Origin of the sequence: Aeromicrobium sp. Root472D3 (assembly GCF_001426485.1) — a bacterium.
GTDB lineage: Bacteria > Actinomycetota > Actinomycetes > Propionibacteriales > Nocardioidaceae > Aeromicrobium.
The window spans coordinates 869,797-895,406 of record NZ_LMET01000001.1; the positions used below are offsets into that span (position 1 = coordinate 869,797).

Annotated in this window: 26 protein-coding genes; 14 read left to right on the forward strand and 12 right to left on the reverse strand. The window is 71.1% G+C overall.

What is annotated here, in order from left to right; genetic code table 11:
• The first annotated feature begins 53 nt into the window (after window positions 1-53).
• Entirely contained in the window at window positions 54-1,058 is a 1,005-nt protein-coding gene (locus ASD10_RS04315; RefSeq protein WP_056605143.1) for an AraC family transcriptional regulator, read from the forward strand.
• 119 nt (window positions 1,059-1,177) lie between these two features.
• Complete coding sequence (locus ASD10_RS04320; RefSeq protein ID WP_056605146.1) at window positions 1,178-2,224, forward strand: NAD(P)-dependent alcohol dehydrogenase; 1,047 nt, start codon at window positions 1,178-1,180, stop codon at window positions 2,222-2,224.
• Window positions 2,225-2,231: 7 nt separating this feature from the next.
• On the opposite strand, the gene ASD10_RS04325 is transcribed toward ASD10_RS04320, so the two are convergent.
• The gene (locus ASD10_RS04325; RefSeq protein WP_056605149.1) at window positions 2,232-2,780 is read right to left on the reverse strand and encodes a GNAT family N-acetyltransferase; all 549 of its coding nucleotides are present in this window, start codon (window positions 2,778-2,780) and stop codon (window positions 2,232-2,234) included.
• Window positions 2,781-2,807: 27 nt separating this feature from the next.
• On the opposite strand from ASD10_RS04325, the gene ASD10_RS04330 reads away from it, so the two are divergent.
• A complete protein-coding gene (locus ASD10_RS04330) occupies window positions 2,808-3,845 on the forward strand; it encodes an aldose epimerase family protein (protein WP_056605152.1) in 1,038 nt (345 codons plus the stop codon).
• Here the strand turns inward: ASD10_RS04330 and aztD are convergent.
• Genes aztD through aztB form a run of 4 tightly spaced genes read right to left on the reverse strand, consistent with a single transcriptional unit; the run spans window position 3,842 to window position 7,963 of the window.
• A complete protein-coding gene (gene aztD / locus ASD10_RS04335; protein WP_056605156.1) occupies window positions 3,842-4,981 on the reverse strand; it encodes a zinc metallochaperone AztD in 1,140 nt (379 codons plus the stop codon). The genes ASD10_RS04330 and aztD overlap by 4 nt on opposite strands.
• Before the next feature lie 35 nt (window positions 4,982-5,016).
• The gene (gene aztC, locus ASD10_RS04340; RefSeq protein WP_056605159.1) at window positions 5,017-5,919 is read right to left on the reverse strand and encodes a zinc ABC transporter substrate-binding protein AztC; all 903 of its coding nucleotides are present in this window, start codon (window positions 5,917-5,919) and stop codon (window positions 5,017-5,019) included.
• A complete protein-coding gene (locus tag ASD10_RS04345; protein WP_056605163.1) occupies window positions 5,916-7,136 on the reverse strand; it encodes a hypothetical protein in 1,221 nt (406 codons plus the stop codon). Before ASD10_RS04345 ends, aztC begins: the two co-directional genes overlap by 4 nt.
• Window positions 7,133-7,963, reverse strand: a complete 831-nt coding sequence (gene aztB / locus ASD10_RS04350) for a zinc ABC transporter permease AztB (protein WP_056605166.1) — start codon at window positions 7,961-7,963, stop codon at window positions 7,133-7,135. Before aztB ends, ASD10_RS04345 begins: the two co-directional genes overlap by 4 nt.
• Window positions 7,964-8,019: 56 nt before the next feature.
• Between aztB and aztA the strand changes: the two genes are divergently transcribed.
• A complete protein-coding gene (gene aztA / locus ASD10_RS04355) occupies window positions 8,020-8,640 on the forward strand; it encodes a zinc ABC transporter ATP-binding protein AztA (protein WP_082556252.1) in 621 nt (206 codons plus the stop codon).
• Here aztA and ASD10_RS04360 read toward each other — a convergent pair.
• The 3 genes from ASD10_RS04360 to ASD10_RS04370 are packed head-to-tail and all read right to left on the reverse strand — an operon-like array spanning window position 8,609 to window position 11,262.
• A complete protein-coding gene (locus tag ASD10_RS04360; RefSeq protein WP_056605171.1) occupies window positions 8,609-9,244 on the reverse strand; it encodes a hypothetical protein in 636 nt (211 codons plus the stop codon). The genes aztA and ASD10_RS04360 overlap by 32 nt on opposite strands.
• 33 nt (window positions 9,245-9,277) lie before the next feature.
• Window positions 9,278-10,195 (reverse strand): NAD(P)-dependent oxidoreductase, encoded by a 918-nt coding sequence (locus ASD10_RS04365; protein WP_056605175.1) that lies wholly within the window; start codon window positions 10,193-10,195, stop codon window positions 9,278-9,280.
• 56 nt (window positions 10,196-10,251) lie between these two features.
• On the reverse strand, window positions 10,252-11,262 hold the full coding sequence (locus tag ASD10_RS04370) for a LacI family DNA-binding transcriptional regulator (RefSeq protein WP_056605178.1): 1,011 nt from the start codon (window positions 11,260-11,262) through the stop codon (window positions 10,252-10,254).
• Between the two features lie 109 nt (window positions 11,263-11,371).
• On the opposite strand from ASD10_RS04370, the gene ASD10_RS04375 reads away from it, so the two are divergent.
• The 8 genes from ASD10_RS04375 (at window position 11,372) to ASD10_RS04410 (ending at window position 21,212) form a co-directional block, all read left to right on the forward strand.
• Window positions 11,372-12,883: a sugar ABC transporter ATP-binding protein gene (locus tag ASD10_RS04375; RefSeq protein WP_056605181.1), complete on the forward strand. Its 1,512-nt coding sequence runs from the start codon at window positions 11,372-11,374 to the stop codon at window positions 12,881-12,883.
• Complete coding sequence (locus ASD10_RS04380) at window positions 12,880-13,914, forward strand: ABC transporter permease (RefSeq protein ID WP_056605184.1); 1,035 nt, start codon at window positions 12,880-12,882, stop codon at window positions 13,912-13,914. The genes ASD10_RS04375 and ASD10_RS04380 overlap by 4 nt, the downstream gene beginning before the upstream one ends.
• Window positions 13,911-15,008: an ABC transporter permease gene (locus tag ASD10_RS04385; protein WP_056605187.1), complete on the forward strand. Its 1,098-nt coding sequence runs from the start codon at window positions 13,911-13,913 to the stop codon at window positions 15,006-15,008. The genes ASD10_RS04380 and ASD10_RS04385 overlap by 4 nt, the downstream gene beginning before the upstream one ends.
• On the forward strand, window positions 15,005-16,039 hold the full coding sequence (rhaS, locus tag ASD10_RS04390) for a rhamnose ABC transporter substrate-binding protein (protein ID WP_056605190.1): 1,035 nt from the start codon (window positions 15,005-15,007) through the stop codon (window positions 16,037-16,039). The genes ASD10_RS04385 and rhaS overlap by 4 nt, the downstream gene beginning before the upstream one ends.
• Window positions 16,040-16,137: 98 nt before the next feature.
• Window positions 16,138-16,482, forward strand: a complete 345-nt coding sequence (locus ASD10_RS04395) for an L-rhamnose mutarotase (RefSeq protein WP_056605193.1) — start codon at window positions 16,138-16,140, stop codon at window positions 16,480-16,482.
• Window positions 16,483-16,568: 86 nt separating this feature from the next.
• Window positions 16,569-17,732 carry an L-rhamnose isomerase gene (gene rhaI, locus ASD10_RS04400; protein ID WP_056605196.1) on the forward strand — a complete coding sequence of 388 codons (1,164 nt, stop codon included), beginning with the start codon at window positions 16,569-16,571 and terminating at the stop codon, window positions 17,730-17,732.
• Between the two features lie 25 nt (window positions 17,733-17,757).
• Entirely contained in the window at window positions 17,758-19,794 is a 2,037-nt protein-coding gene (locus tag ASD10_RS04405; RefSeq protein WP_056605201.1) for a bifunctional rhamnulose-1-phosphate aldolase/short-chain dehydrogenase, read from the forward strand.
• A gap of 5 nt (window positions 19,795-19,799) precedes the next feature.
• On the forward strand, window positions 19,800-21,212 hold the full coding sequence (locus tag ASD10_RS04410; RefSeq protein WP_056605206.1) for a rhamnulokinase family protein: 1,413 nt from the start codon (window positions 19,800-19,802) through the stop codon (window positions 21,210-21,212).
• Window positions 21,213-21,323: 111 nt separating this feature from the next.
• Here ASD10_RS04410 and ASD10_RS04415 read toward each other — a convergent pair whose 3' ends face one another.
• From ASD10_RS04415 to ASD10_RS19485, 3 genes are read right to left on the reverse strand one after another with little or no spacing between them, the layout of a single operon-like run.
• Window positions 21,324-22,568, reverse strand: a complete 1,245-nt coding sequence (locus ASD10_RS04415; protein ID WP_056605211.1) for an alpha-hydroxy acid oxidase — start codon at window positions 22,566-22,568, stop codon at window positions 21,324-21,326.
• A complete protein-coding gene (locus tag ASD10_RS04420; protein ID WP_056605214.1) occupies window positions 22,568-23,242 on the reverse strand; it encodes a GntR family transcriptional regulator in 675 nt (224 codons plus the stop codon). Before ASD10_RS04420 ends, ASD10_RS04415 begins: the two co-directional genes overlap by 1 nt.
• 58 nt (window positions 23,243-23,300) lie before the next feature.
• The gene (locus tag ASD10_RS19485; protein WP_255355101.1) at window positions 23,301-23,426 is read right to left on the reverse strand and encodes a hypothetical protein; all 126 of its coding nucleotides are present in this window, start codon (window positions 23,424-23,426) and stop codon (window positions 23,301-23,303) included.
• Window positions 23,427-23,651: 225 nt separating this feature from the next.
• Between ASD10_RS19485 and ASD10_RS04425 the strand changes: the two genes are divergently transcribed.
• Window positions 23,652-24,482 carry a hypothetical protein gene (locus ASD10_RS04425; RefSeq protein ID WP_056605220.1) on the forward strand — a complete coding sequence of 277 codons (831 nt, stop codon included), beginning with the start codon at window positions 23,652-23,654 and terminating at the stop codon, window positions 24,480-24,482.
• Between the two features lie 122 nt (window positions 24,483-24,604).
• Window positions 24,605-24,919, forward strand: a complete 315-nt coding sequence (locus ASD10_RS04430; protein WP_056605223.1) for a hypothetical protein — start codon at window positions 24,605-24,607, stop codon at window positions 24,917-24,919.
• Here the strand turns inward: ASD10_RS04430 and ASD10_RS04435 are convergent.
• On the reverse strand, window positions 24,899-25,351 hold the full coding sequence (locus ASD10_RS04435) for a hypothetical protein (protein ID WP_056605226.1): 453 nt from the start codon (window positions 25,349-25,351) through the stop codon (window positions 24,899-24,901). The two genes, ASD10_RS04430 and ASD10_RS04435, sit on opposite strands and share 21 nt — an antisense overlap.
• Between the last annotated feature and the right edge of the window lie 259 nt (window positions 25,352-25,610).

Sequence of the window (25,610 nt, forward strand, 5' to 3'; positions counted from 1 at the left end):
TGCGACCCGCGCGAAACTTGACTTCGGACGACAACTGTTTGATCTTTGACGACATGCCCGTCATCCGTTCCGCCGGCATCCGGGGGTTCCGCGACGTGGTCGAGGAGCTCGGCGGCGACCCCGCCGACATCGCGCGACGAGCCGGCGTGCCCGTCGCCGCGCTCGACGCCGACGACGTGCTGGTCGAGGACGTCGCCCTCGCCCGGGTGCTCGAGATCGCCGCCGCCGAGCTGCACTGCCCCGACCTCGGTCTGCGGATCGCGGGACGGCAGGACGTCTCGCTGCTGGGCCCGCTGGCCCTCGCGATCCAGAACGCGCCATCGGTCGGCGACGCGCTGGAGGCGACCTCGCGCTACCTGTTCGTGCACGCGCCGGGCATGCGCATCTGGCTGCAGCCCGATCCCGACGGCGTCCGCGGCGTCGAGGCGCTGCGGTACGACGTCACGCCGGCGGGGATCGACCCGCCGCGGCAGGGCACCGACGTCAGCCTCGGCTCGCTGCACCGCGCGATCGTCTCGCTGGTGGGCGGCTCGTACGGGCTGCGCACGGTCGACCTGCCGCACCAGCCGCTCGCGCCGCGCGCCGTCTACGAGGAGTTCTTCGGCGTGCAGGTGCGGTTCGGGCGTCCGGCTGCCCTGCTGCGGCTGCCGTCGAGCCTCGGCGACCTGCCGCTCGCGGTGCGCGACGAGACCGTGCGGCAGATGGCCCTCGACTTCCTGGCCCGCCAGTCGCCCGCCGGCGACGTGCTGCTGACGTCGCGGACGCGCGGCGCCCTGCAGCAGCTGCTCGGCACGAGTGCCCCCGGCATCGACGCGGTGGCGCGGCTGCTCGACCTGCACCCGCGCACCCTGCAGCGCCGGCTCGCCGGCGAGGGGACGACGTTCGCGGCCGTCCTCGACGACGTGCGCCGCGACGCCGCGCGCCGCTACCTCGTCACGACCGACCTGCCGCTCAGCCAGGTCGCGGGCCTGCTGGGCTTCTCGGAGCAGGCGGTGCTGAGCCGGGCCTGCCGGCGGTGGTGGGGCCTCACGCCCCGGGACGTCCGTCGCGGCGGCTGACCCGTGTGACAAGGGTGACGTCGTGCGCCGCTCGGGCTGCGGGACGCGGCGGGTCCGTGTTGCATGGAGAGGGCGGACGCCACCGCGTCCCGCCTCCCCGACACCGAAGGACGACCTCCATGCGCGTCAACGCCTATGCCGCCCCCGCCGCCGGCGAGCCCCTCGCCCCCCTCGAGATCGAGCGCCGCGACGTCGGTGCCAACGACGTCCTGATCGAGATCGCGTTCGCCGGCATCTGCCACTCCGACATCCACACCGTGCAGGGTGACTGGGGCCCGCAGCAGTACCCGCTGGCCCCCGGCCACGAGATCGTCGGCACCGTCACCGAGATCGGCTCGGACGTCACCCGTCACGCCGTCGGCGACCACGTCGGCGTCGGCTGCATGGTCAACTCGTGCGGCGAGTGCGCCAGCTGCACGGGTGGCGACGAGCAGTTCTGCGTCAAGGGCATGATCGGCACGTACGGCGCGACCGACGTCGACGGCACCATCACGCAGGGCGGCTACTCGACCCACGTCGTCGTCGACGCCGACTACGTCCTCTCGGTGCCGGACGGCATCGACCTCGCCGCCGCCGCGCCGCTGCTGTGCGCCGGCATCACGACGTACTCGCCGCTGCGGCACTGGGGCGCCGGCCCCGGCAAGAAGGTCGCGGTCGTCGGCCTCGGCGGCCTCGGCCACATGGCCGTCAAGATCGCCCACGCGCTCGGCGCCGAGGTCACGGTGCTGTCGCAGTCGCTCAAGAAGCAGGAGGACGGTCTGCGTCTCGGCGCCGACAGCTACTTCGCGACGAGCGACCCCGACACGTTCGACCAGCTCGCGGCCCGCTTCGACCTGATCGTCAACACCGTCAGCGCCTCGGTCGACTTCAACGACTACCTGGGCCTGCTGGCCGTCGGCGGGACGCTCGTCAACGTCGGCGCCCCGCCGAAGCCCATCGAGATCAGCGCGATGTCGCTGATCCAGGGCCGCAAGTCGGTCGCCGGCTCCATGATCGGCGGCATCGCCGAGACGCAGGAGATGCTCGACTTCTGCGGCGAGCACGGCATCGGCTCCGAGATCGAGGTCATCGACGCCTCCGCGATCAACGAGGCGTACGAGCGCGTGCTCGCCTCGGACGTCCGCTACCGCTTCGTCATCGACGCGTCGACGTTCGGCGCCGCCTGACGGTCGGTCAGCGCCGCTCCTCGGCCAGCAGGGCGTAGACGTACTCGTCCTGCCAGCCGAGGTCGCGGTGCATCGAGTCGAGGACGTGGTGGGCCTCGCGGCGCATCCCGATGCGCTCCATGAGGCGCCACGACGGCTCGTTGTCGGCGAAGCACTCGGCGACGACGCGTCGCACCCCGACGTCGTCGAAGGCGTGCCGCACGAGCTCGCGCACCGCCTCGGTCGCGAGCCCGCGGCCGCCGGCGTCGGGGTGCATCGCCCAGCCGAGCAGGCCCACCGAGGCGCGGGCCTGCTCGACGGCCTCGCGCTGCGACCACGCGTCCTGCACGATCAGCATCAGGTCGCCGACGACGTCGCCCTCGTGAAGCACGACCAGCAGGGTGCGGCGGTCCTCGGGCTCGAGGAAGCGCTGTCGCACCTCGTCGCGGTCGAGCGAGCCGCCCAGCCAGCGCCGGACGTCCGGGCGGCTGCGGTACGACCAGATCGCGTCGAAGTCGTCCGGCTCGACGGGACGCAGCGCGAGCCGCTCGGTGGTCAGGGGCCAGGTCGCGGGCATGTCGCGAGCCTAGGACAGACTCGGGGCATGACAGTCGAGACGGTGGGACAGCTGGACGACGGCCGCGACGTGCAGGTCGTGACGATCGGCAGGGCGCCGGGCATCGAGCTGCAGGTGCTCGACCTGGGGGCGACGGTGCACCGGCTCGACGTGACGGGCGGCGACGGCGTGCGCCGCAACGTCGTGCTGGGCCACCCGACGCCCCAGGAGCACCTCGACTCCACCTTCTACATCGGCGGCACGATCGGCCGCTACGCCAACCGCATCGCCGACGGCCGCTTCGAGCTCGACGGTGTCGGGCACGAGGTCGGCACGAACGACCGCGGCCACTCCCTGCACGGCGGTCCCGACGGCTTCGACCGCCGCACCTGGAGCATCGAGCGTCACGACGACACGTCGGTCGAGCTCGCGCTGACGAGCCCCGACGGAGACCAGGGGTTCCCGGGCGAGGTGCGCGCGACCGTGACGTTCACGGTGGTCGACGACCGTGTCGACGTCGTCATGACCGCCACCACCTCGGCGGCGACCGTCGTCAACATGACGAGCCACGTCTACTTCAACCTCGCCGGCGAGGGCGCCGGCACCGCCGACGAGCACCTGCTGCGCGTCGCCGCCGAGCGGTACACGCCGGTCGACGACGCCGGCATCCCCGAGGGCGACCACGCGGCGGTCGCGGGCACGCCGTTCGACCTGCGCGAGCCCACCGTCGTCGGCGAGGCCGTGCGGTCGGCCCACCCGCAGGTCGTGGCGGCGTCGGGCATCGACCACAACTACGTGCTCGACGGATCGGGCTCGCGGGTCGTCGCGCAGCTCGACTGCCCGACGACCCGCACCCGGCTCGAGCTGACGTCCGACCAGCCGGGCCTGCAGGTCTACACCGGCAACTTCCTCGACGGGCAGCGCCGGTCGACGTCCGGGGTCCTGCTCCGCCAGGGCGACGGCATCGCGCTCGAGCCGCAGACGTTCCCCGACTCGCCGAACCACCCCGAGTGGCCCTCGGCGGAGCTCCGGCCCGGGCAGACCTACACCTCCCACCTGTCGTGGACGGTGTCGGCCACGGCCTAGCCGAGCGCCACGGCGATCTCGTTGGGGACGGCGTCGAGCTGCGTGGTCGCGGTGACCTCGCCGGTCGTCAGGTCGACTGCGTGCACCGAGCTCGTCGCCGGCTCGGTCACGTAGGCGACGTCACCGTCGACGCTGATCGCCGGGTGGGCGTCCTGCCACTCGACGGGACCCTCCCACGGCTGGACGACCGGGAACTCGTCGACGATCTCGCCGGTCGTCGGCTCCAGCACGTGGATGTTGCCGTCGGTCGAGAGGATGTACGCGCGGTCGCCGGGCCCACGGGCGACGTCGCGGAACGTGTACTGGACCTCGTCGGGCAGGTCGACGACGTCGAGCGACTTCTCCTGCGTGTCGATCAGCGCGACCGAGTTGAGCAGGTAGCCCTCGGCGTCGGGGTCGGTCTTGTAGTCGCCGACGACGATCGGGCTGGTCTCGGAGACGTACGCGTTGCCCATGCGGCCGAACTCGTCCGGCGCGTCGAGCTTCTCGAACGTGCCGCCCGAGTAGAGCAGGGCCCCGTCCTCGCAGCCGAAGACGACGGCCTCGCCCTGGGCGGTGCCCTCGCCGTGGATTCCGGGGCACTGGTCGCTCGTGGCGGTCTCGGTCCAGTCGCCGTCCTCCTCCCGCATCGCGACGGCTCCGGACCGCGCGGTCTCGTCGCCCTTGGTGGTCAGCAGCGTGCCGTCCTCGAGCACGATCGACACGCCGTGATGGGCGGCCGGTGCGGTGTGGGTGCCGACGGGCTTCGTGAGGTCGTCGGTCTCGAGGACCGTCGTCGTGCCGGTGCCGTCGTCGAACAGCACCGTCTTGTCGGCGTGCCGGACGACGTGGCCCGCGGCGGTCGCGGCCACGGTCGTGTCCGTCAGCTCGGGAGCCGCGGTGTCGAGGAGCTGGAAGCCCTTCGACGTCGTGACGAAGACGTGGCGGCCGTCGCCGGCGGCGTTGAGACGGGTGAACTCCTCGGTCGTGAACGTGTCGACGACGTCGAGCGTCGTCGGGTCGAGGACGGCGATGCCGCCGGGCGTCGAGACGGCGACGCGTCCGGTGGTGGCCGCCTCCCGCTTCTCGCCGGTTGCGCAGCCCGTGACGAGCAGGGCGAGCCCCGCGACGGCGGTGAGGGTGGTGCGTCGGAACATGGGTGACCTCTTTCTGGGTGGTGGGTCCTGGTGGTTCAGCCGGTGAGTCCGGCGGAGATCCGGTCGGTGTTGGCGCGCATCATCTGCAGGTACGTCGCGGCGCCGCCGCCCTTCTCGGTCAGCGACTCGGTGAAGAGCTCGACGACGTCGACGTCGACGCGCGCCTCGTCGGCCAGCACCTGCACGAGCCGGTCGGGCTGCGACGACTCGGCGAAGATCGTCGACACGCCGGAGGCCGAGATGGCCTCGCCGAGGTCGCGCAGGTCGGCGGCGCTGGGCGCGGCGAGGGTCGTCCCGCCCGGGATGACGGCACCCACGACGCGGACGTCGAAGCGTTCGGCGAGGTAGCCGAAGACGTGGTGGTTGGTCACGAGGGCGCGGCGCTCGGGCGGGATCGCGGCGAAGGCGGACGTCATGTCGGCGTCGAGATCGGCGAGCTCGGTGCGGTAGGCGGTCGCGTCGCGCTCCAGCCGGTCGAGGTCGATGCCGTCGATGTCGGCGGCCTTCTCCTCGAGGGCGTCGACGACGTCGACCATCGCGGCGGGGTCGGTCCAGAAGTGCGGATCGGGCGCGCCCTCGGCGTCGCCGGACGCGTAGGGGACGACGTCGACCTCGTCGCCCGCCACGAGCATCGGGGCACCGGCGTCGGCGGCCCGGTCGAGGTGTCGCTGGAGCCCCTCCTCGAGGCCGAGACCGTTCGAGACGACGAGGTCGGCGTCGCCCATCGTCGCGGCCTGCCGCGCCGAGATCTGGGACGAGTGCGGATCGGAGTTCGGCGGCATCAGCACCGTGACGTCGACCTGGTCGCCCAGCACCTGCTCGACGACGTCGCCGAGGATGTTCGTCGTGACCACGACCTGCGGGCGGTCGGATCCGCCGACCTCGGTGCACGCCGACAGGGCCAGCGCCGCCGCGATCGCGGCCGCCGCGCGCCTCATCGGCCGGTCTCCGCGACGTGCACCGGACGCGTGGACGTCCTCAGCGAGCGGGCCACCCGTGCCCCGTCGGCGTAGTCGATCTCGTGGACGACGCCGTCGGCGGAGGCGTTGACGTAGGCGCGCTGGGCGTCGACCGACAGCGACACTCCGCGCTCGAGGGCCGGATCGGCCAGCGTGGACGCGAGGACCGGCTCGCTCGTGGCGAGCTGCTCGCCCGACGGCGCGTCGTACACCTGCACGGTCCCGTCGTCGCCCACGGCGACGACGTGGGCGTCGGCGTCGTCGACGGCCGAGGCCGCGACGACCGGCGTGCTGGTCTCGATCCACTGCCACGACCGCTCGCGGGTGTCGAGCAGCCAGATGCCCGACCCGTCGCCGATGCCCGCGACGGTCGGGCGTCCCTTGCGGGCGGCGAACGTCGTCGCAGGTGCGGCCGCGCCGGCCGGGTAGGCGATGCGCTCGAGCACGGGGTCGTCGCCGTCGAGCGTCGCGAGCACGGCACCGTCCTGGCAGCCGACGACGAGACCGACCCGGGTCGTGATGGTGCCGGACGCCCCGGTGCACGCGGTGCCGCCGATCGTCGTGCCCTGCGCGTCGACGACGCGCATTCGGCCGTCCGGCTGGCTGACGACGGCGCCGTCGCCGAGCGGCGCGACGAGCCCGTCGTGCGCCCCGACCTCGAGCCGGAACGTCTCCTCCACCCGCCCGTGGGCCAGCGCCGCGTTGTCGAGCAGCACCGCCTCGCCGGACGCGGGGAAGAACAGGCCCGTGCCGCCGGCGGTCGACAGCATGCCGGTCGACACCGCGGCGGTGCCCGAGCCGTCGACCCGTCCGACGGCGCGCGGCTCGGCCCGGTAGTAGTGGAAGTGATCGGCGTGGTCCCACGTCCAGACGCCGCTGTCGACGACGTCGACCCCGGAGTCGTCGACCGAGAAGACGTAGCGCCCGTCGCTCGCCACCGTGGCCGCCGGGCGGACGGGCTCGAGGCCGGTGCGCTGGTCGGTCAGCAGGTCGAGCATCGACGCGGAGCCGTCGGCGTCGATCGCGACGAGGTGCAGCTGGGGCTCGGCGACCTCGGCCGCTCCGTCGACCGCTCCGTGACCGGCGGGGGCGGACGGCCCCCGGGGCTCGGAGGTGGTCGAGCACGCGGCGAGCGTCGCGAGCGCGATCGCCGCCGCGGCCAGACGCGTCGGGTGGACGGGGGAGTGGCGGGTCATGAGGGCCTTCCTGGGCGGGTGCGGGTCTGCGCGACGAGGGACGAGAGCGCCGCCAGGGCGATCGCGGCGGCGGCGATCGACGCTCCCGCCGCGGTGTCGGCGTGCCATGAGCACAGCAGCCCGATCAGCACCGCGAGCCAGCCGAAGCCCACGGCGGCGACCATGCGGGTGGGGATGCTGGTCGTCCACGGCGTGGCGGCGACGGACGGCGCGAGCAGCAGGCCGACGACCAGCAGCGAGCCCACGGCCTGGTAGGACGAGACGACGGCCAGGGTCACCAGCGCCACGAGGGCGAGCTGGGCCAGCTGGGGCCGCAGCCCGAGGGTCGCGGCGACGCGACGGTCGAACGCCGCCGCGACGAACGAGCGGTGCAGCGTCGCCGTCACGACCACCGCGACCGCTGCCGCGACCAGCAGGGCCACGAGATCGGCCTCGTCGATCGCGAGGACGTCGCCGAACAGGATCGCGGTCGCGTCGGTGGCGTAGCTGCGGGAGTGCGACACGATGATGACGCCCAGCGAGAGCATCGCGACGAACAGCAGGCCGATGCTGGTGTCGTACGACAGCCGTCCGCGGCGCTGCAGCACGCCGACCAGGCCGCTCATCGCGACGGCGCTGACGGCGCCGCCGAGCATCACGGGTGCTCCGACGACGGTCGCGAGTGCGACGCCGGGGAGCATGCCGTGGCCGATCGCCTCGCCGAGGAACGCCATGCCGCGGATCACGACCCACGTCCCGACGACGCCGCAGATGACCGCGGCGAGCCCGCCGCCGACGAGGGCGCGCAGCACGAAGTCGGCGGTGAAGGGTTCTGTCAGCCAGGGCACGCCGAGGACCGTATACGGAAGTGAGAATCATTATCAAATCGGTTAGGGTGATCGGCATGACGAGCCCACCGGCCCTGCGCGCACGCGGTCTCCGCGTCTCGTTCGGCGCCCACACCGTGCTGCACGACCTCGACGTCGACCTGTCATGGGGCGCCGTGACCGCCATCGCGGGGCCCAACGGCGCCGGCAAGTCGACGCTCGTCGAGGTGCTCGCGGGCGTCCGCACGCCGCAGCGGGGGACGGTCGAGTGCGCCGACGACGTCGCCCTCGTCGTGCAGAGGCCGGAGGTGCCCGACTCCCTGCCCGTCACGGTGCGCGACGTCGTCGCGATGGGCACCTGGCGGACCCGCTCGGGGCGCCGGGAGCGGCGGTCGCGGGTCGAGTCGGCGCTGCACGAGGTCGACCTGGCCGACCTCGCGGCGCGGCCGTTCTCGACGCTCTCGGGCGGTCAGCGCCAGCGGGCGCTGCTGGCGCAGGGGATCGCCCGCGAGGCTCGCGTCCTCCTGCTCGACGAGCCTGCCGCCGGGCTTGACGCCGCCAGCCGCGATCGCACCCGGCAGCTGCTCGCGGCCGCCGCACGCTCGGGGGCCGCGGTCGCGTGCGTCACGCACGACGACACCGCGATCGAGGCGGCCGACGTCGTCGTCAGGCTCGAAGGCGGCCGTCGGGTGCGGTGACGGCGTCCCACTCCGCGCGCAGCTCCGCGAGCGTCCGGATCTCGAGGCGGATCGCGTCGAGGTCGTGACGGCCCGCCATCCGCTCGACCGCTGCGCGGTGGGCGGCGCGCTCCGTCGCCAGCTCGTCGGCGGCCCGGCGCAGCTCGGCCAGCGCGCCCACGACGTCGGGGGAGCCCAGCTGCTCGCGACCCGCCCACAGCACGTGGCGCAGCGGGTCGCCGACGAGACGGTCCATCTCGTCGTCGGTGCGGCACGGCCGCGCGACGGCCTGCGCTGCGACGAGCCACGAGTCGTGGGCGTCGGCGCGCGTGCGCAGCAGCTCCTCGTGGTCGACGACGTGGACGCGGCCGGGACCCATCGGCCGGCGGGGCCACGCCGGCGCGAGACGGCCGGTGCGCACCAGGCGGTGGTGCTCACGCAGCGCCTCGGCGTCACCCGGACGGACGAGCGTGACGCGTCGCGGCGAGCATCCCGCCAGCTCGAGCGAGCCGAAACCGGTCGTCTCGCCGACGTAGCCCAGCCACTGCCGGCGCCCGCCGAAGACGGGCGCGGCCGACCCCAGGGCCTCGAGGTGCTGCGACCGCGTCAGGTTGCTGATGGTCATGGAGCCTCCTCACGCCGCAGGGGTAGGACGACTTTACGTCTGCTGCGGCCGATCCGCTCCCCGCGGATCGGCGAGGACGTCGCGCCACGAGTGCTGCGGGTCGAAGCCGAGCAGGTCGCGCGCCTTGTCGATCGAGTAGAACGTCTCGTCGCGCCCCATCTCGCGGCGCACCTCGACGCCCTCGTAGAACTCGTCGATGACCTCCTGGGTCGTCGCGGCGACCGACATGTCGGCGTTCGCGACGTTGAAGACCTCGTAGCCCAGGCCGTCGGTCTCGAGGCAGCGCTGCACCATCTGGCCCAGGTCGCGGGTGTCGATGTACGCGAACACGTTGCGCCGGCGCTGCGACGGGTCCTCGAGGAACGGCGGGAACAGCTCGGCGTACTCGTGGGGCTCGATGACGTTGTTGATGCGCAGGCCGTAGACGTCGGAGCCGGTGCGGGCCTGGAACGAGCGGGCCGTCGTCTCGCTCGCGACCTTCGACATCGCGTACGAGTCCTCCGGGACGGTCGGGTGCTCCTCGTCGACCGGCACGTACAGCGGCTTGCGCTCGCCCTGCGCGAAGCAGATGCCGTAGGTCGTCTCGGACGACGCGAACACGATCTTGGGGATGCCGAGGCGGGTCGCGGCCTCGAGCACGTGGTAGGTGCTGAGGATGTTGGTGGCGTAGGTGGCGGCGTCGGTCTTGAGCCCGATGCGCGGGATCGCGGCGAAGTGCACGACGGCGTCGTACGACGGCACGGCGTCGAGCTCGAGCTCGTCGAGGTTCGCCAGTCCCGCGAGGGCCGAGTAGACGTCGCCCGCGTCGGTGAGGTCGACCGTGAGGTCGGAGACGCCCGCGTGGCCCAGCGGTGTCAGGTCGGCGTTGAGGACCTGGTGGCCCTGCTCGGCGAGGTGGGAGACGACGTGTCGGCCGGCCTTGCCGCTGCCGCCCGTGAAGAAGATGCGCATGACGTCATGAGTACCCCGTTCGCGCGGGGGGCAACGGACCGGGTCGGCCGTGTCGCTCAGGACGACTGGGACGAGCGGCGGACCACGAGCTCGGGCATCAAGGTGATGTGGCGGACCGTCGAGGCCGCGGGATCGGCGATGACGTCGACCAGCATCGTCGCGGCGGTCGAGCCCATCTGGTGGGCGGGCTGGCGCACGGACGTGAGGGGGATCGCCGCCGACGAGGCGAAGTCGATGTCGTCGTACCCGACGATCGCGATGTCGTCGGGGACGCGGACGCCCCGCAGGGTGAGGGCCTGCAGCACCCCGAGGGCCACGAGGTCGTTGGCCGCGAAGACCGCGTCGGGGCGTTGCGAGGGCGGCAGGTCGAGCAGCCGGTCGACACCGGTGCGGCCGGCCTCGGCATTCATGGCATCGGTCTCGGTGTAGATGATCTCGCCGCTGCCGTGCGCCTCGGCCGCCGCCCGGGCCGCGGACAGGCGGTTGGCGACCTGGGCGAGGCCGGCGGGCCCGCCGATGAAGGCGATGCGCCGTCGTCCGGTCTCGAGGAGGTGCTCGGTGGCGATCCGGCCCCCCGTCGCGTCGTCGATCGAGACCGACGAGAACTCGGTGGCGCGGGTCATGCGGTCGACCAGCACGACGCTCGTGCCGCGGTCGCGCAGGCGACGCAGGCGGTCGAGCACGTCGCCGGTCGGCGTGATGAGCACCCCGTCCATGCGCTGCTGCTCGAACAGGTCGAGGTAGTTCGCCTCGCGGTGCTCCTCCTGCGAGGAGTTGCCCATGATGAGCGGACGCTGCTGGCCCAGCAGGACGTCCTCGACGCCCCGGGCCACGTCGGTGAAGAAGGGGTTCGCGATGTCGAGCACGATCATGCCGATGGCCCGGTTGGTGCCGGCCCGCAGCTGGCGCGCCGCGTCGTTGCGGATGTAGCCCAGCTCGTCGATGGCGGCCTGGATGCGGGCGAGCGTCGCGGGCGACACCTTGGTCGGATGGTTCAGCGCATTGGACACCGTGGCGGGCGAGACGCCGGCTCGCGCCGCGACGTCGCGCACCTGGGCCACTGGCATGACGAGCAGATTAACACGATCCAACATCGAGGGTTGACGAATCTGTGACCCCCGTCATACAGTCTCCCGGGTCGTATTAAAACGATTCAAATCGAGACTCGGAGAACGTATGAACGCGAACGGTGCCGTCGCCCTGCAGCTCGTGCAGGTGCGCAAGTCGTTCGGGCCGGTGATGGCCCTGAGGTCGGGGAGCCTGACGGTCTGCTCGGGCTCGATCCACGCCCTCGTGGGGGAGAACGGCGCCGGCAAGTCGACGCTCGTCAAGATCGTCGCCGGCCTGTACCAGCGCGACGGCGGTGACTTCCTCCTGCACGGCGAGAGCGTCGACTTCTCGTCGACCGCGGCCTCGAAGGACGCGGGCATCGCCGTGATCTACCAGGAGCCGACCCTCTTCCCCGACCTGTCGGTCACCGAGAACCTGTTCATGGGACGCCAGCCCGTCGGCGCCGGACGCCGCATCGACCGCAAGGCGATGCACGAGGAGGCCACGGCGCTGTTCTCGCGTCTCGGGGTCAGCCTCGACCCCCGCCGCCTCGCCGAGGGCCTGTCGATCGCCGACCAGCAGATCATCGAGATCGCCAAGGCCATCTCGCTGGACGCCAGCGTCCTGATCATGGACGAGCCGACGGCGGCCCTGAGCGGCGTCGAGGTCGACCGGCTGTTCGCCGTCGCGCGCAGCCTGCGCGACGAGGGTCGCGCCCTGGTGTTCATCTCGCACCGCTTCGAGGAGGTCTTCGACCTCTGCGACACCGTCACGGTCATGCGCGACGGCGAGTACGTCTCGACCGACGCGATCGCCGAGACCACGCCGGCCGCCATCGTCTCCAAGATGGTGGGTCGCGAGGTCGCCGAGCTGTTCCCCAAGACGCCCGCGACGATCGGCGAGCCGGTCCTGCAGGTCGCGGGCCTGGAGTCCGCCGGCGTCTTCCACGACGTGAGCTTCGAGGTGCGCTCCGGCGAGATCGTGGCCCTCGCGGGCCTCGTCGGCGCAGGACGCAGCGAGATCGCCCGTGCGGTCTTCGGCGTCGACGGCTACGACGCGGGCACCGTGACGCTGAACGGCACCGCCGTCCGGCCCAGGAGCCCGCGTGCCGCGATCCGGGCCGGCATGGGCTTCGTCCCCGAGGACCGCCGTCAGCAGGGGCTCGTCACGGAGGCCTCGGTGGCGCACAACGTCGCCGCGGTCATCAGGACGAAGCTGTCGAGGCTCGGCCTGATCACCCGGTCGGCCGAGAACAGGGCGGCCGGCCCGTGGTCCGGACGCCTCGAGGTCAAGACCAACGCCCTCGACATGCACGCCACGACGATGAGCGGCGGCAACCAGCAGAAGGTCGTCATCGCCAAGTGGCTCGCGACCGACCCCTCGCTGCTGATCATCGACGAGCCGACCCGCGGCATCGACGTCGGCACGAAGTCCGAGGTCCACCGCCTGATCTCCGAGCTCGCGGGCCAGGGCATGGCGATCCTGATGATCTCGTCGGAGCTGCCCGAGGTCCTGGGCATGGCCGACCGCGTCCTCGTCGTCTGCGAGGGCCGCATCACCGCCGACATCGACCGTGCGGACGCGACGCCCGAGAGCGTCATGACCGCCGCCACGAACACCATCGGAGCCGCTTCATGAGCACCACGACCCTCGTCGAGCCGAGCCGCCGCAGCGCGGCGCAGCGCGCGGTCTCGACGATCCTGACCTCGCGCGAGTCGGCGATCGCCCTGGTGCTGGTCGTCGTCGTCCTGGCCGCCACGAGCCAGCGCAGCAGCTTCCTGTTCAGCAGCGACAGCTGGCGCGACCTGCTCCTGGCACCGTCGATCCTGCTGCTGCTCGCGGTCGGCCAGGCCGTCGTGATCATCACCCGCAGCGTCGACCTGTCGGTCGGCTCGACCCTGGCCCTCACGGCCTACCTGACCGGGCGGCTGTTCGTCGACAACCCGGGCATCCCGGTCGTCGTGGTGTTCCTGATCGGGATCGCCGCCGGCGCCCTGCTGGGTCTGGTCAACGGGCTGCTCGTCGCGCTCGGCAAGGTGCCCGCCCTGGTCATCACGCTCGGCACGATGTACATCTACCGCGGCATCGTGCTCGAGTGGGCCGGCAGCGACCGCATCAACGCCTCCGACATGCCCAGCGGCTTCCTGGCGCTCGGCACCAAGACGATCCTGACGATTCCGGTCCTGACGATCATCGCCGTCGTGGTCCTGGTGGCGGTCGGCTACTACCTGCGCACCGCGAGGGGTGGGCGCGAGCTGTACGCGATCGGGTCCGACCCGGACGCCGCCCACCTCTACGGGCTGAACGTGCGCAAGCGGGTCATCGGGGCCTTCGTGCTGTGCGGTGCCCTGGCGGGCCTGGCCGGCGTCGTCTACGCGGCCCGCTACGGCACGATCAGCTCGAGCGCCGGCACGGGCATCGAGCTGCAGGCCGTGGGAGCGGCCGTGATCGGCGGCGTCGCGATCTTCGGTGGCAGCGGCACCGTCTGGGGCGCCGCGATCGGCGCCTGGCTCCTCATCACCATCAACCGCGCGCTCCCGATCCTCGGGGTGCAGGACTTCTGGCAGCGCGCCGTCGTCGGCGCGCTCATCATCGCCGCGATCGTCCTGGACCGGGTGCTCGCGATCCGACGATCACGCAAGCTCATCGAGGCGAGGGACGACTCATGACCACCACCGACACCCCCCGCGCCCAGGCGGACCGAACCTACCCGTCCTACGCCAAGGCCCTGTGGCAGCGCGTGCTGCTGACGCGCGAGTTCGCCGTCATCGCCCTGCTGCTGATCGTGTTCTTCTACTCGCGCAGCGAGATCCCGAACTTCGACGGTCCGCTGACGATCTACTACCTGCTGCTCGACGTCGCGCCGATCCTGCTCATCGCGCTGCCCATGACGCTGGTCATCATCACCGGCGAGATCGACCTGTCGGTCGCCAGCGTGGTCGGACTCAGCAGCGTCCTGGTCGGCGACCTGCACCAGGGCGGCATGTCGATCCCGATGGCCGCGCTGGTCGCGATCCTCGTGGGCGTCCTGTGCGGGGCCTTCAACGGCTTCCTCGTCGCGTACGTCGGCCTGCCCTCGCTGGCGGTGACGATCGGCACGCTCGCGCTCTACCGCGGACTCGCGGTCGGGCTGCTCGGCACCACCGCGATCACCGACTTCCCCGAGAAGTGGACCGACCTGGCCAAGGACCGCATCGGCGACAGCAGCTACCCCGTGATCGTCATCCCGATCCTGGTGCTCGTCATCCTGTTCGTCCTGCTGCTGCACTTCACGCCGTTCGGCCGCGGTGTCTTCGACATCGGCCTGAACGACGAGGCGGCGCACTTCTCGGGCGTCAACGTCGCCCGCACCAAGTTCTGGCTGTTCGTCATGGCCGGTGCGGTCTCGGCGTTCGCCGGCATCTACTTCACCCTCCGGTTCGGCAGCTCCCGCGGCGACAACGCCACGGGCATGGAGCTGCAGGTCATCGCGGCCGTGCTGCTCGGCGGGGTGTCGATCTTCGGAGGCCGTGGCGCACTGCACGGCGTCCTCGCAGGCGTCCTGCTGATCGGTGTCCTCCAGAGCGCGCTGCGCCTGGACGACGTCTCGGCGAACGTCATCAACATCATCATCGGCATCCTCCTGATCGCCTCGGTGATGTCCACCAGCTTCCTGACCTTCGTAGCTCGGACGACGGCTGGGATGAAGAGAAGGGCCAGCGACGGCTCTCCTGAACGTCGGCAGCGGCAGGCGTCAGCACACCACGAAGGGAACAACTCATGAAGTTCAGCAACAAGAAGGCGACCGCCCTCGCGGCCCTCGCCGTCAGCGCTGCGCTCGTCCTGTCGGCCTGCGGTGGCGGTTCGGACAGCGACGGAGGCGGCTCGGGCGGCGGCGGAGGAGACCTCTCGGTCACCTTCCTGCCCAAGAACCTCGGCAACCCGTACTTCGACACCAGCGACAAGGGTGGCAAGGCCGCCGTCGAGGAGTTCGGCGGAAAGTTCTCCGAGGTCGGCCCGCAGGAGGCGACCCCGGACGGACAGGTGCCCTTCATCAACACCGCCGCCCAGCAGGGCATCGGCGCGCTCGTCGTGTCCGCGAACGACCCCAAGGCCATCGGTGACGCCCTCAACGAGGCTCGCGACGCCGGCACCAAGGTCGTCACGTTCGACTCCGACACCGATCCCGAGTACCGCGACCTGTTCATCAACCAGGCCAGCGCCGAGGGCATCGCCAAGGTGCAGGTCAAGATGATCGCCGAGCAGATCGGCGACGCGGGTGACATCGCGATCCTGTCGGCCGCGGCCAACGCGACGAACCAGAACGAGTGGATCGACCTCATGAAGAAGGAGATCGCGGCGAGCCACCCGAACATCAAGGTCGTCGACACGGTCTACGGCGACGACGACGACCAGGCGTCGTTCGACAAGACGTCGGCGCTGCTGCAGAAGTACCCGAACCTCAAGGGCATCGTCTCGCCCACCACGGTCGGCATCGCCGCCGCGGCGCGCTACGTGTCCGACTCGGACTTCAAGGGCAAGGTCAAGGTCACGGGACTCGGCACGCCCAACCAGATGCGCGAGTACGTCGAGAACGGGACCGTCGACGCGTTCGCGCTGTGGAACCCCGAGGACCTCGGCTACCTGGCCGCCTTCGCCGCCAAGGCGCTGGTCGACGGCGACATCACCGGCAAGGAGGGTGACACGTTCACCGCCGGCAAGCTCGGTGACTACACCGTCGGCGCCGACAGCACCGTCCTGCTGGGCGACCCGTTCGAGTTCACGAAGGACAACATCGGCGACTTCGACTTCTGAGTCGAGCCCGCCGGGCATCCCCCTGCGTCCGGTCGGCGGACTTCACTCCGCCGACCGGGCGTCCCCTCCTCCCTTCCTCCCGCGTGAAAGGTCCGACCGTGCGTCGCGTCTGCTTCCAGCTCCAGGTCAAGCCCGACCGGATCGACGAGTACACCCGGCGCCACGCCGCGGTGTGGCCCGACATGCTCCGTGCCCTGGCCGACTCCGGCTGGCACAACTACTCGCTCTTCCTGCGTCCGGACGGCCTGCTGATCGGCTACGTCGAGACCCCCTCGCTCGAGGACGCGCAGGCCGCGATGGCGCGCACCGAGGTCAACGGCCGCTGGCAGGCCGAGATGGCGGAGTTCTTCGTCGACCTCGGCGACGCCTCGCCCGACACGGGCTTCGTGGAGCTCCAGGAGGTCTTCCACCTGGAGGACCAGCTCGGGTCGCTCCCCGACTGACAGCGGTACTGGCGGACCTCGGTCCACCTGTGATTGAATCGATTTAATAAGCGCCGCCCCGCGACGCGAGACGAGAGAAGCAGACGATGACGACATTCAGCGCGATCAGTGCGCAGCTCGAGGGACAGGCCATCGAGGTCCCGTCCTGGGCCTACGGCAACTCCGGCACCCGCTTCAAGGTGTTCGGCTCGGCCGGCACCCCCCGCACGGTCGAGGAGAAGATCGCCGACGCCGCCGAGGTCAACCGCCACACGGGGCTCGCGCCGCTCGTCTCGCTGCACATCCCGTGGGACCTGGTCGACGACTGGGACGCGCTGCGCCGCCACGCCGAGGGCCTCGGCATCGGCCTCGGGACGATCAACTCCAACACGTTCCAGGACGACGACTACAAGCTCGGCGCCCTGACGCACACCGATGCCGCGATCCGCCAGAAGGCCATCGACCACCACCTGGCCTGCATCGACATCATGGACCAGACCGGCTCCCGCGACCTCAAGATCTGGCTCGCCGAGGGCACCAACTACGCCGGGCAGGGCGACATCCGCGGCCGGCAGGACCGCCTCGCCGAGTCGCTCGCGACGATCTACGACCGCATCGGCGACGACCAGCGCCTCGTGCTGGAGTACAAGTTCTTCGAGCCGGCGTTCTACCACACCGACGTCCCGGACTGGGGCACGTCGTACGTGCAGGTGCAGGCCCTCGGCGACAAGGCGTTCGTGTGCCTCGACACCGGCCACCACGCGCCGGGCACCAACATCGAGTTCATCGTCGCGCAGCTGCTGCGCCTCGGGAAGCTCGGGTCGTTCGACTTCAACAGCCGCTTCTACGCCGACGACGACCTCATCGTGGGGTCGGCCGACCCCTTCCAGCTGTTCCGCATCATGTTCGAGGTCATCCGGGGCGGCGGGTACGGCCCCGACAGCCAGGTCGCGTTCATGCTCGACCAGTGCCACAACATCGAGGACAAGATCCCCGGGCAGATCCGGTCGGTCCTCAACGTGCAGGAGATGACGGCCCGGGCGCTGCTCGTCGACACCGAGGCGCTGACCAAGGCCCAGGCCGAGGGCGACGTCCTCGGCGCGCACGAGATCTTCACGGACGCGTTCTACACCGACGTCCGCGCCGACCTCGCAGCGTGGCGCGAGGAGCGCGGGCTGCCCGGCAACCCGATGCGGGCCTACGCCGAGAGCGGCTACCAGGACACCATCGCCGCCGAGCGCGTCGGCGGCACCCAGGCCAGCTGGAACTGACACCCCCCACACCCCAAGGGACACCATGACGAACAACACCGCAGCAGACCTGATCGCCCGGTCCAACCGACTCGGCGCCGATCCCCGCAACACCAACTACGCCGGGGGCAACACCTCCGCGAAGGGCATCGAGACCGACCCCGTCACCGGTGAGGACGTCGAGCTGCTCTGGGTCAAGGGCTCCGGGGGCGACCTCGGCACCCTCACCGAGAGCGGGCTGGCCGTCCTGCGGCTCGACCGCATGCGCGCGCTCGTCGACGTCTACCCCGGTCTCGACCGCGAGGACGAGATGGTCGCCGCGTTCGACTACTGCCTGCACGGCAAGGGCGGTGCCGCCCCGTCGATCGACACCGCGATGCACGGCCTGGTCGACGCGCAGCACGTCGACCACCTGCACCCCGACTCCGGCATCGCGATCGCGACGGCCGCCGACGGCGAGCAGCTGACCCGGACGATCTTCGGCGGTCAGGTCGTGTGGGTGCCCTGGCGCCGTCCCGGCTTCCAGCTCGGTCTCGACATCGCCGCCATCAAGGCCGAGAACCCCGACGCGATCGGCTGCATCCTCGGCGGCCACGGCATCACGGCGTGGGGCGACACGTCCGAGGAGGCCGAGAAGAACTCCCTGTGGATCATCGAGACCGCCGCCGAGCACATCGAGAAGAACTCGCGTCCCGAGCCCTTCGGCCCGGCCCTCGACGGCTACGGCGCGCTGCCCGAGGACGAGCGTCGCGCGAAGGCCGCCGCCCTCGTGCCGACGATCCGGTCGATCGCGTCGCAGGACAGGGCCATGGTCGGTCACTTCACCGACAGCGACGTCGTCCTTGACTTCCTCGCCGCCGCCGAGCACCCGCGCCTGACCGCGCTCGGCACGAGCTGCCCCGACCACTTCCTGCGCACCAAGGTCAAGCCGCTCGTGCTCGACCTGCCGGCCGACGCGTCGGTCGAGGACTCGATCGCGCGCCTGCGCGAGCTGCACGTCGCGTACCGCGAGGACTACCAGGGCTACTACGACCGCAACGCCGACGAGGACAGCCCGGCCATCCGCGGCGCCGACCCGCTCATCGTCCTGGTGCCGGGCGTCGGCATGTTCAGCTTCGGCAAGGACAAGCAGACCGCCCGCGTCGCCGGCGAGTTCTACACCAACGCCATCAACGTCATGCGCGGCGCCGAGGGCCTGTCGACGTACGCCCCGATCGACGAGGCGGAGAAGTTCCGCATCGAGTACTGGGCGCTCGAGGAGGCCAAGCTGCAGCGCATGCCCGCGCCGAAGCCCCTCGCGACACGCATCGCGCTCGTGACCGGTGCCGCCTCCGGCATCGGCAAGGCCATCGCGAAGAAGCTCGCCGCCCAGGGAGCCGTCGTCGCGATCGCCGACCTCGACCTCGCGAAGGCGCAGGCCGCGGCCGCCGAGATCGGCGGCACCGACGTCGCCGTGGGCGTGCAGGCCGACGTCAGCGACGAGGCCGCCGTCCAGGCCGCCGTCGACGCGACGCTGCTCGCCTTCGGCGGGCTCGACCTCGTCGTCAACAACGCGGGCCTGTCGCTCAGCAAGTCGCTGCTCGAGACCACGGTCGCCGACTGGGACCTGCAGCACAACGTCATGGCCAAGGGCTCGTTCCTGGTCTCGCGCACCGCAGCGAAGGCGCTGATCGAGCAGGGCCTGGGCGGCGACATCGTCTACATCTCCAGCAAGAACTCGGTCTTCGCCGGGCCCAACAACATCGCCTACTCCGCGACGAAGGCCGACCAGGCCCACCAGGTGCGGCTGCTGGCCGCCGAGCTCGGCGAGCACGGTGTCCGTGTCAACGGCATCAACCCCGACGGCGTAGTGCAGGGCTCGGGCATCTTCTCCAGCGGCTGGGGCGCCAACCGCGCCGCGGTGTACGGCGTCGACGAGAAGGACCTGGGCGCGTTCTACGCCCAGCGCACGCTGCTGAAGCGCGAGGTCCTGCCGGACCACGTCGCCAACGCGGTCTACGCGCTCGTCGGCCCCGACCTGACCCAGACGACGGGTCTGCACATCCCCGTCGACGCGGGCGTCGCCGCCGCGTTCCTGCGCTAGCACCCATGTCCGTCTCCGTCTCCGTCGCCGCCATCGATCTCGGCGCCTCCAGCGGCCGCGTCATGGTCGGCGACGTGGGGCCGGACCGACTCGACCTGCGCGCCGTCGCGCGATTCGCCAACGAGCCCGTCCTGCTCCAGGACGGGCTCCACTGGGACCCCCTCGATCTCTACCGCCACGCTCTCGCCGGACTGTGGACAGCCGTGAGCCAGTCACCCGACGGGCTCGGGAGCGTGGCGGTGGACTCCTGGGCCGTGGACTACGCACTCCTGCGGGGTGACCGCATGCTGGGCGTGCCGTTCCACTACCGGGACGAGCGGGCGGCCGCGAGAGGCGTCGAGCGCATCCACGCCCGCGTGTCGCCCGCCGACCTGTACGCCCGCAACGGCCTGCAGTTCCTGCCGTTCAACACGATCTACCAGCTGGCCGCCGACGAGATCGGCGACGCCGACCGCATGCTGCTGGTGCCCGACCTGATCGGCTTCTGGCTGACGGGTCGGATGGTCACCGAGACCACCAATGCGTCGACGACGGGTCTGCTCGACCCGCGGACCCGGGCCTGGGACCTCGACCTCGTGTCACGGGCCGGGCTGCCGGCGTCGATCCTCACCGACCTCGTCGGCCCGGGCGAGACCATCGGTCCCGTCTCGACGCACGTCGGCGAGCGCATCGGCGCACCCGGGCTGACGGTCACGGCGGTCGGCTCGCACGACACCGCCTCGGCCGTCGTCGGCGTGCCGATGCAGGCCGACGACGCGGCGTACATCTCGTGCGGCACGTGGGGGCTGGTCGGCGTCGAGCTCGACGCCCCGGTCGTCACCGAGGAGGCGCGTGCCGCGAACTTCACCAACGAGGGCGGCGTCGACGGGCGCACCCGCTTCCTGACCAACGTCATGGGCACGTGGCTCATCAGCGAGACGTTGCGGCAGTGGGAGCGCGACGGCCGGCCGGCCGACCTGGTCGAGATCCTGCGCGCCGCCGGCGACGTGACCGGCCCAGTCACGACGTTCGACGTCCAGGACGCCCGGTTCATGGCGCCCGGCGACATGCCCGCGCGGGTGCAGGCGTGGTGCGCCGAGCACGACGTCCCCGCCCCGGCCGACCGCGCCACGCTGATGCGCAGCATCGTCGAGAGCATCGCGCAGGCGTTCGCCGACGCCCTCGACGCGGCCGAGAGGCTGTCGGGGCGAGCGATCCGCGTCGTCCACGTCGTCGGGGGAGGCTCGCAGAACCGCCTTTTGTGCCAGGCGACGGCCGACCGCAGCGGGCGGGCCGTGCTGGCCGGCCCGGTCGAGGCCACGGCGCTCGGCAACGTGCTCGTGCAGGCTCGCGCCCTCGGCGCCGTCGGCGGGACCCTCGAGGACATGCGCGCCCTGATCGCGTCGACGCACGAGCTCGCGAGCTTCAGCCCGCGCTGACCTGCCCGATCCGCGAGCCGATCCGCGAGTGGTGCGGTCCGGACACTCTGGGACGGCGTGTCTGACCACGTCGCACCACTCGCGGCACGGTGTGCACCACTCGCGGGCGGCTCAGCCCAGCTGGCGGGGGCGCGGCATCAGGCGCTCGAGCTGCGTGACGTGGGCCGGCTCGAGCTCGGCGATCGACGACGCGCCCAGCAGCTTCATGGTGCGCACGATCTCGTCCTCGAGGATCGCGATCGTGCGGTCGACGCCGGCGCGTCCGCCGGCCATGAGGCCGTACAGGTAGGCGCGGCCGATCATCGAGAAGTCGGCGCCGAGTGCCGAGGCGGCCACGATGTCGGCGCCCGACATGATGCCGGTGTCGACGCCGATCTCGAGGGCGCTGCCGACCTCGCGCTTGACCTCGGGCAGCAGGTGGAACGGGATCGGCGCGCGGTCGAGCTGGCGTCCGCCGTGGTTCGACAAGATGATGCCGTCGACGCCCTGGGTCGCGAGCTGTTTGGCGTCCTCGACGTTCTGCACGCCCTTGACGACGATCTTGCCGGGCCAGATCTCGCGGATGACGTCGAGATCGGCGTACGAGATCGTGGGGTCCATCGCGGAGTCGAGCAGCTCGCCGACCGTCCCCCCGGTCGAGCTCAGCGACGCGAACTCGAGCTTGGGCGTCGTCAGGAAGTCGAACCACCACCACGGACGGACGGCCGCGTTGACGACCGTGCGCAGCGAGATCTGCGGCGGGATCGAGAAGCCGTTGCGCTTGTCGCGCAGTCGGGCGCCGGCGACCGGGGTGTCGACCGTGAACTGCAGCGTGTCGAAGCCCGCGGCGGCGGCGCGGCGGGCCAGCTCGTACGAGATCTCGCGGTCGCGCATGACGTACAGCTGGAACCAGTTGCGCCCGTGCGGGTTGGCGGCCTGGACGGCCTCGATCGACGACGTGCCCAGGGTCGAGAGGGTGAAGGGGATGCCGGCCGCGCCCGCGGCTCCGGCACCCGCGATCTCGCCCTCGGTCTGCATGAGGCGGGTGAACCCGGTCGGGGCGATCGCGAACGGCAGCCGCGACGGGCCGCCGAGGATCGTGGTGGACGTGTCGACCGACTCGGCCGGGCGCAGCACGCGGGGGCTGAACTCGACGTCCTGGAAGGCCTGGCGGGCACGGGCCAGCGACAGCTCGCCCTCGGCGGCGCCGTCGGTGTAGTCGAAGGCGGCCCGGGGCGTGCGGCGCTTGGCGATCGTGCGCAGGTCGTCGATCGTGAGGGCCTTCTCGAGGCGGCGCCGCTTGGGGTTGAGGACCGGCTTCTTGAACTTGAGCAGGTCGAAGACCTCGCGGGGGTTGGGGAGCTGGCGCTGGACCATCAGGTCACCTTCTGTGCGGTGGGAGGGGCGTGGGTGGAGTCGTAGTGCGCGACGAGCTGGTCGCGCGACGCCAGGATGTGGGCGCGGGTCAGTCGTCCCGCGCGGTCGACGTCGCCCTCGGCGATCGCGTCGAGGATCGCCTGGTGCTCGCCGACCACCTCGTCGCCCGAGCGCAGTCGATGCGCCTCGACCTGGGCGATCCCCAGCTCGATCTCGCCCATCAGCAGGTCGTGCAGCCGGGGGAGCCGCGTCGAGGTCGTCCCGTGCACGAGGGCGCGGTGGAAGGCGATGTCGAGCGCGGCGTACGGGGCGTCCGTCGCCTGCTCGAGCAGCTCGCGGTTCGCCCTGCCGGCCTCGGCGGGGATGGTGCCGGCGGCCGCGAGCAGCTCGACCGCGGCCGCCTCGACGGCGGCGCGGCTGGTGAACAGGTCGTCGATGTCGTCGCGATCGAGCCGACGCACCCGCGCGGCGTGGTGGGGCCTGCGTTCGAGCAGGCCGTCCGCGACCAGCTTGTCGATCGCGATGCGCGCGGTCGGTCGGGCGACGTCGTACGTCCGTGCGACGTGGGCCTCGGTGACGGCGGTGTCGACGCCCAGGCTCCCGGTCAGGACCGCCGACCGCAGCGCGTCGACGACGGCATCGGGACGGACGGACGCGCCGGGGGAGGTGGACATTGTCTGACAATATCAGATTGTCAGACAATGTCCGCCCGAGGGCGCTGTCGGTCGGCTCCTACAGCGTCGACTGGATCCCGGCGAGCAGCTGCCGTGCCATCACGACGCGCTGCACCTGGTTGGTGCCCTCGTAGATCTGCGTGATCTCTTGTCGAAGACAGTTATAGGCCGCTGACCTTCGCATACGCACCATCGGTGTCACACCAGCGTCACACCGCCCGTGCCGTCGAGTGCCGCCAGGTACCGCTAGAGGTCCCCGTGCCCGGGGTGTCGGCGCGAGTCGTCGCGGCGACGATCAGGCCTACCTGTCCCCTCATGCGGCCTGGATGGGCTCGACCCGCCCACCTTCGTCGCGGACCGGCGTCTACTGCGCTCGCGTCGATAGGCTTCTCGCTGGAAGGGAGCACCGGTGGATGTGGCACGTGACCTTGTCGTCCCCTGGGGCGCCGCGTTGCAGCCGGGCACTCTCGAGCGGTGCTTCTCAGCACCGCACCGTGACGACGTCGCCTTCATCGACCTCGCTCACGTCACATGGGTCCAGCCGTACGGGCTGACCTCGTTGGCCGTGTTCGCCGAGTCTCAACTTCGGATGGGCCGAGACGTCGTCCTTGAACGCCCGAAGGACGACAGTGTCGCGAACTACCTGTCCCGGATGGGCCTAGGCGGCGTCATCAGTGACATCGGCGGTCGCCACGACCTGCCGTCGGTCGCGCGGTACCCATCCGACGAGCTCGTTGAGCTGCAACGGTTCGTCTCGCCGGACCAGTCCGACACTCTCGGGCAGATGGTCTACAACAAGATCGTCGACAGTGACGAGGGCATGGCCGACGCCCTGAACCAGTCGATCGCCGAGATGGGCCAGAACGTGCCGGAGCACTCCGGCGTCGTAAACGGCTACTTCGCTGCGCAGACCACCTACAGACGCAAGCAGGTCTCGTTCTCCATCGGGGACTCCGGAGTTGGACTGACGGCATCGCTGGCCGGGGCAGGACTGACGTTCGCGGACGACGCGGCAACGCTGGAGGCCGTCATGAAGGGTGGCGTGACCCGTACCGGTGAGGACGGTCGAGGTAAGGGGTTCGTGACCGCACGCGACAAGATCGTTGGTATGAGCGGAACCTTCTTCTACCAGTCCGGCGAAGCTGCTCGGTTCGAGCAGCAGACGCGGCCGGTCACCAAGCGCAGTGACCCCGATCGCGCGTTCCCGGGGACAGTGCTCCAAGGCCGCTTCAACTGCTGATGGCCGGGCCGGGCAGGGCGCAAACGGCACACAGCATGACGGTCGGCGCTATGTTTCAGACACCGCGTACGCGTAGACTGGCGCTACGCGTACGCCACGACAGAGCAGAGGGGGCGCGCCTGATGACCGAACTCACGCTTCCACGCCTAGCCGGCAGCCGTAGCGCCGCCCGCTCTCTAGTCCGGCAGGCGGACGGCCCCCTCGAAGGCGGCATCGTCATCGTCGACTGTCGCGAACTGCGTTCCGCACCGCCATCGTTCGCTGACGAACTCGTCAAGGCGATCCTTGTCGAAGGGTGTGCGGCGAGCCTGACCTTGCGGGACGCGTCTGAGGAGTTCATCCGGTACGTGCGCGAGTCCGCTGCGAGCCGCAAGGTCCCTGCGGGCAAGGTCGACGTGGTGACCGCCCTGGGCCAGTCAGGCATCGCGGCTTCGTAGTTCGTGGGCGATCGCCGACCGTAGGGACGTCCACGCGGCGTCCAGTCCGTGCACAGTTCCCTCGTCGGCTTCTAGATGGAACCACTCCGCCTGCTGGCGCCACGTGTCGCACCGTCCCTTCATGATGCTGCTGTCGACACGATCTAGGCTCGCCTCGAGTCTGCCCTTCGCCGTGTCAAGGGCGAGTCCTTGCTCTCTGGTGGTGAGACCGCCCTGGACAGCGCGCAGAAGGCCCTCATACACGAGCGCGTTGTCCTGAAGCTCGTACAGGGCGGCGCGCTGAGAGTCATGTTTACGTGCCTTCGTGTCTCGTCGAAGCGCCACGAATGCCGTGAGCGACGATCCGACCAGCGCACCAAGGAAAGGCAACAGCACGCTACTGCCGCCCACGTCGGAGTTCTCCGATGCGGCACTCAGCAGGTCAGTCAGCACAGATCAAGCCTAGTGACGTGACCCGACACCGAGGGCCGGGGCGGGGCGGCGACGCTTGCGGTGACATTTGGGCACAGCCGGCGCCGGGGTGCGTCGCGCAGGTTTGGGCGACGCCCCGGCGCCCCGGCAGCCGGTGTCGGCTACTGGTCGAGTCAGGTGACGCGCTCGCGGCCGGTGTCGGTGAGGTCCCAGATGGGCCAGCCGGTGTCGTTGGTCCGACGCAGCAGCCCGTGCCGGGACAGGGTGTTGACCGCGTAGT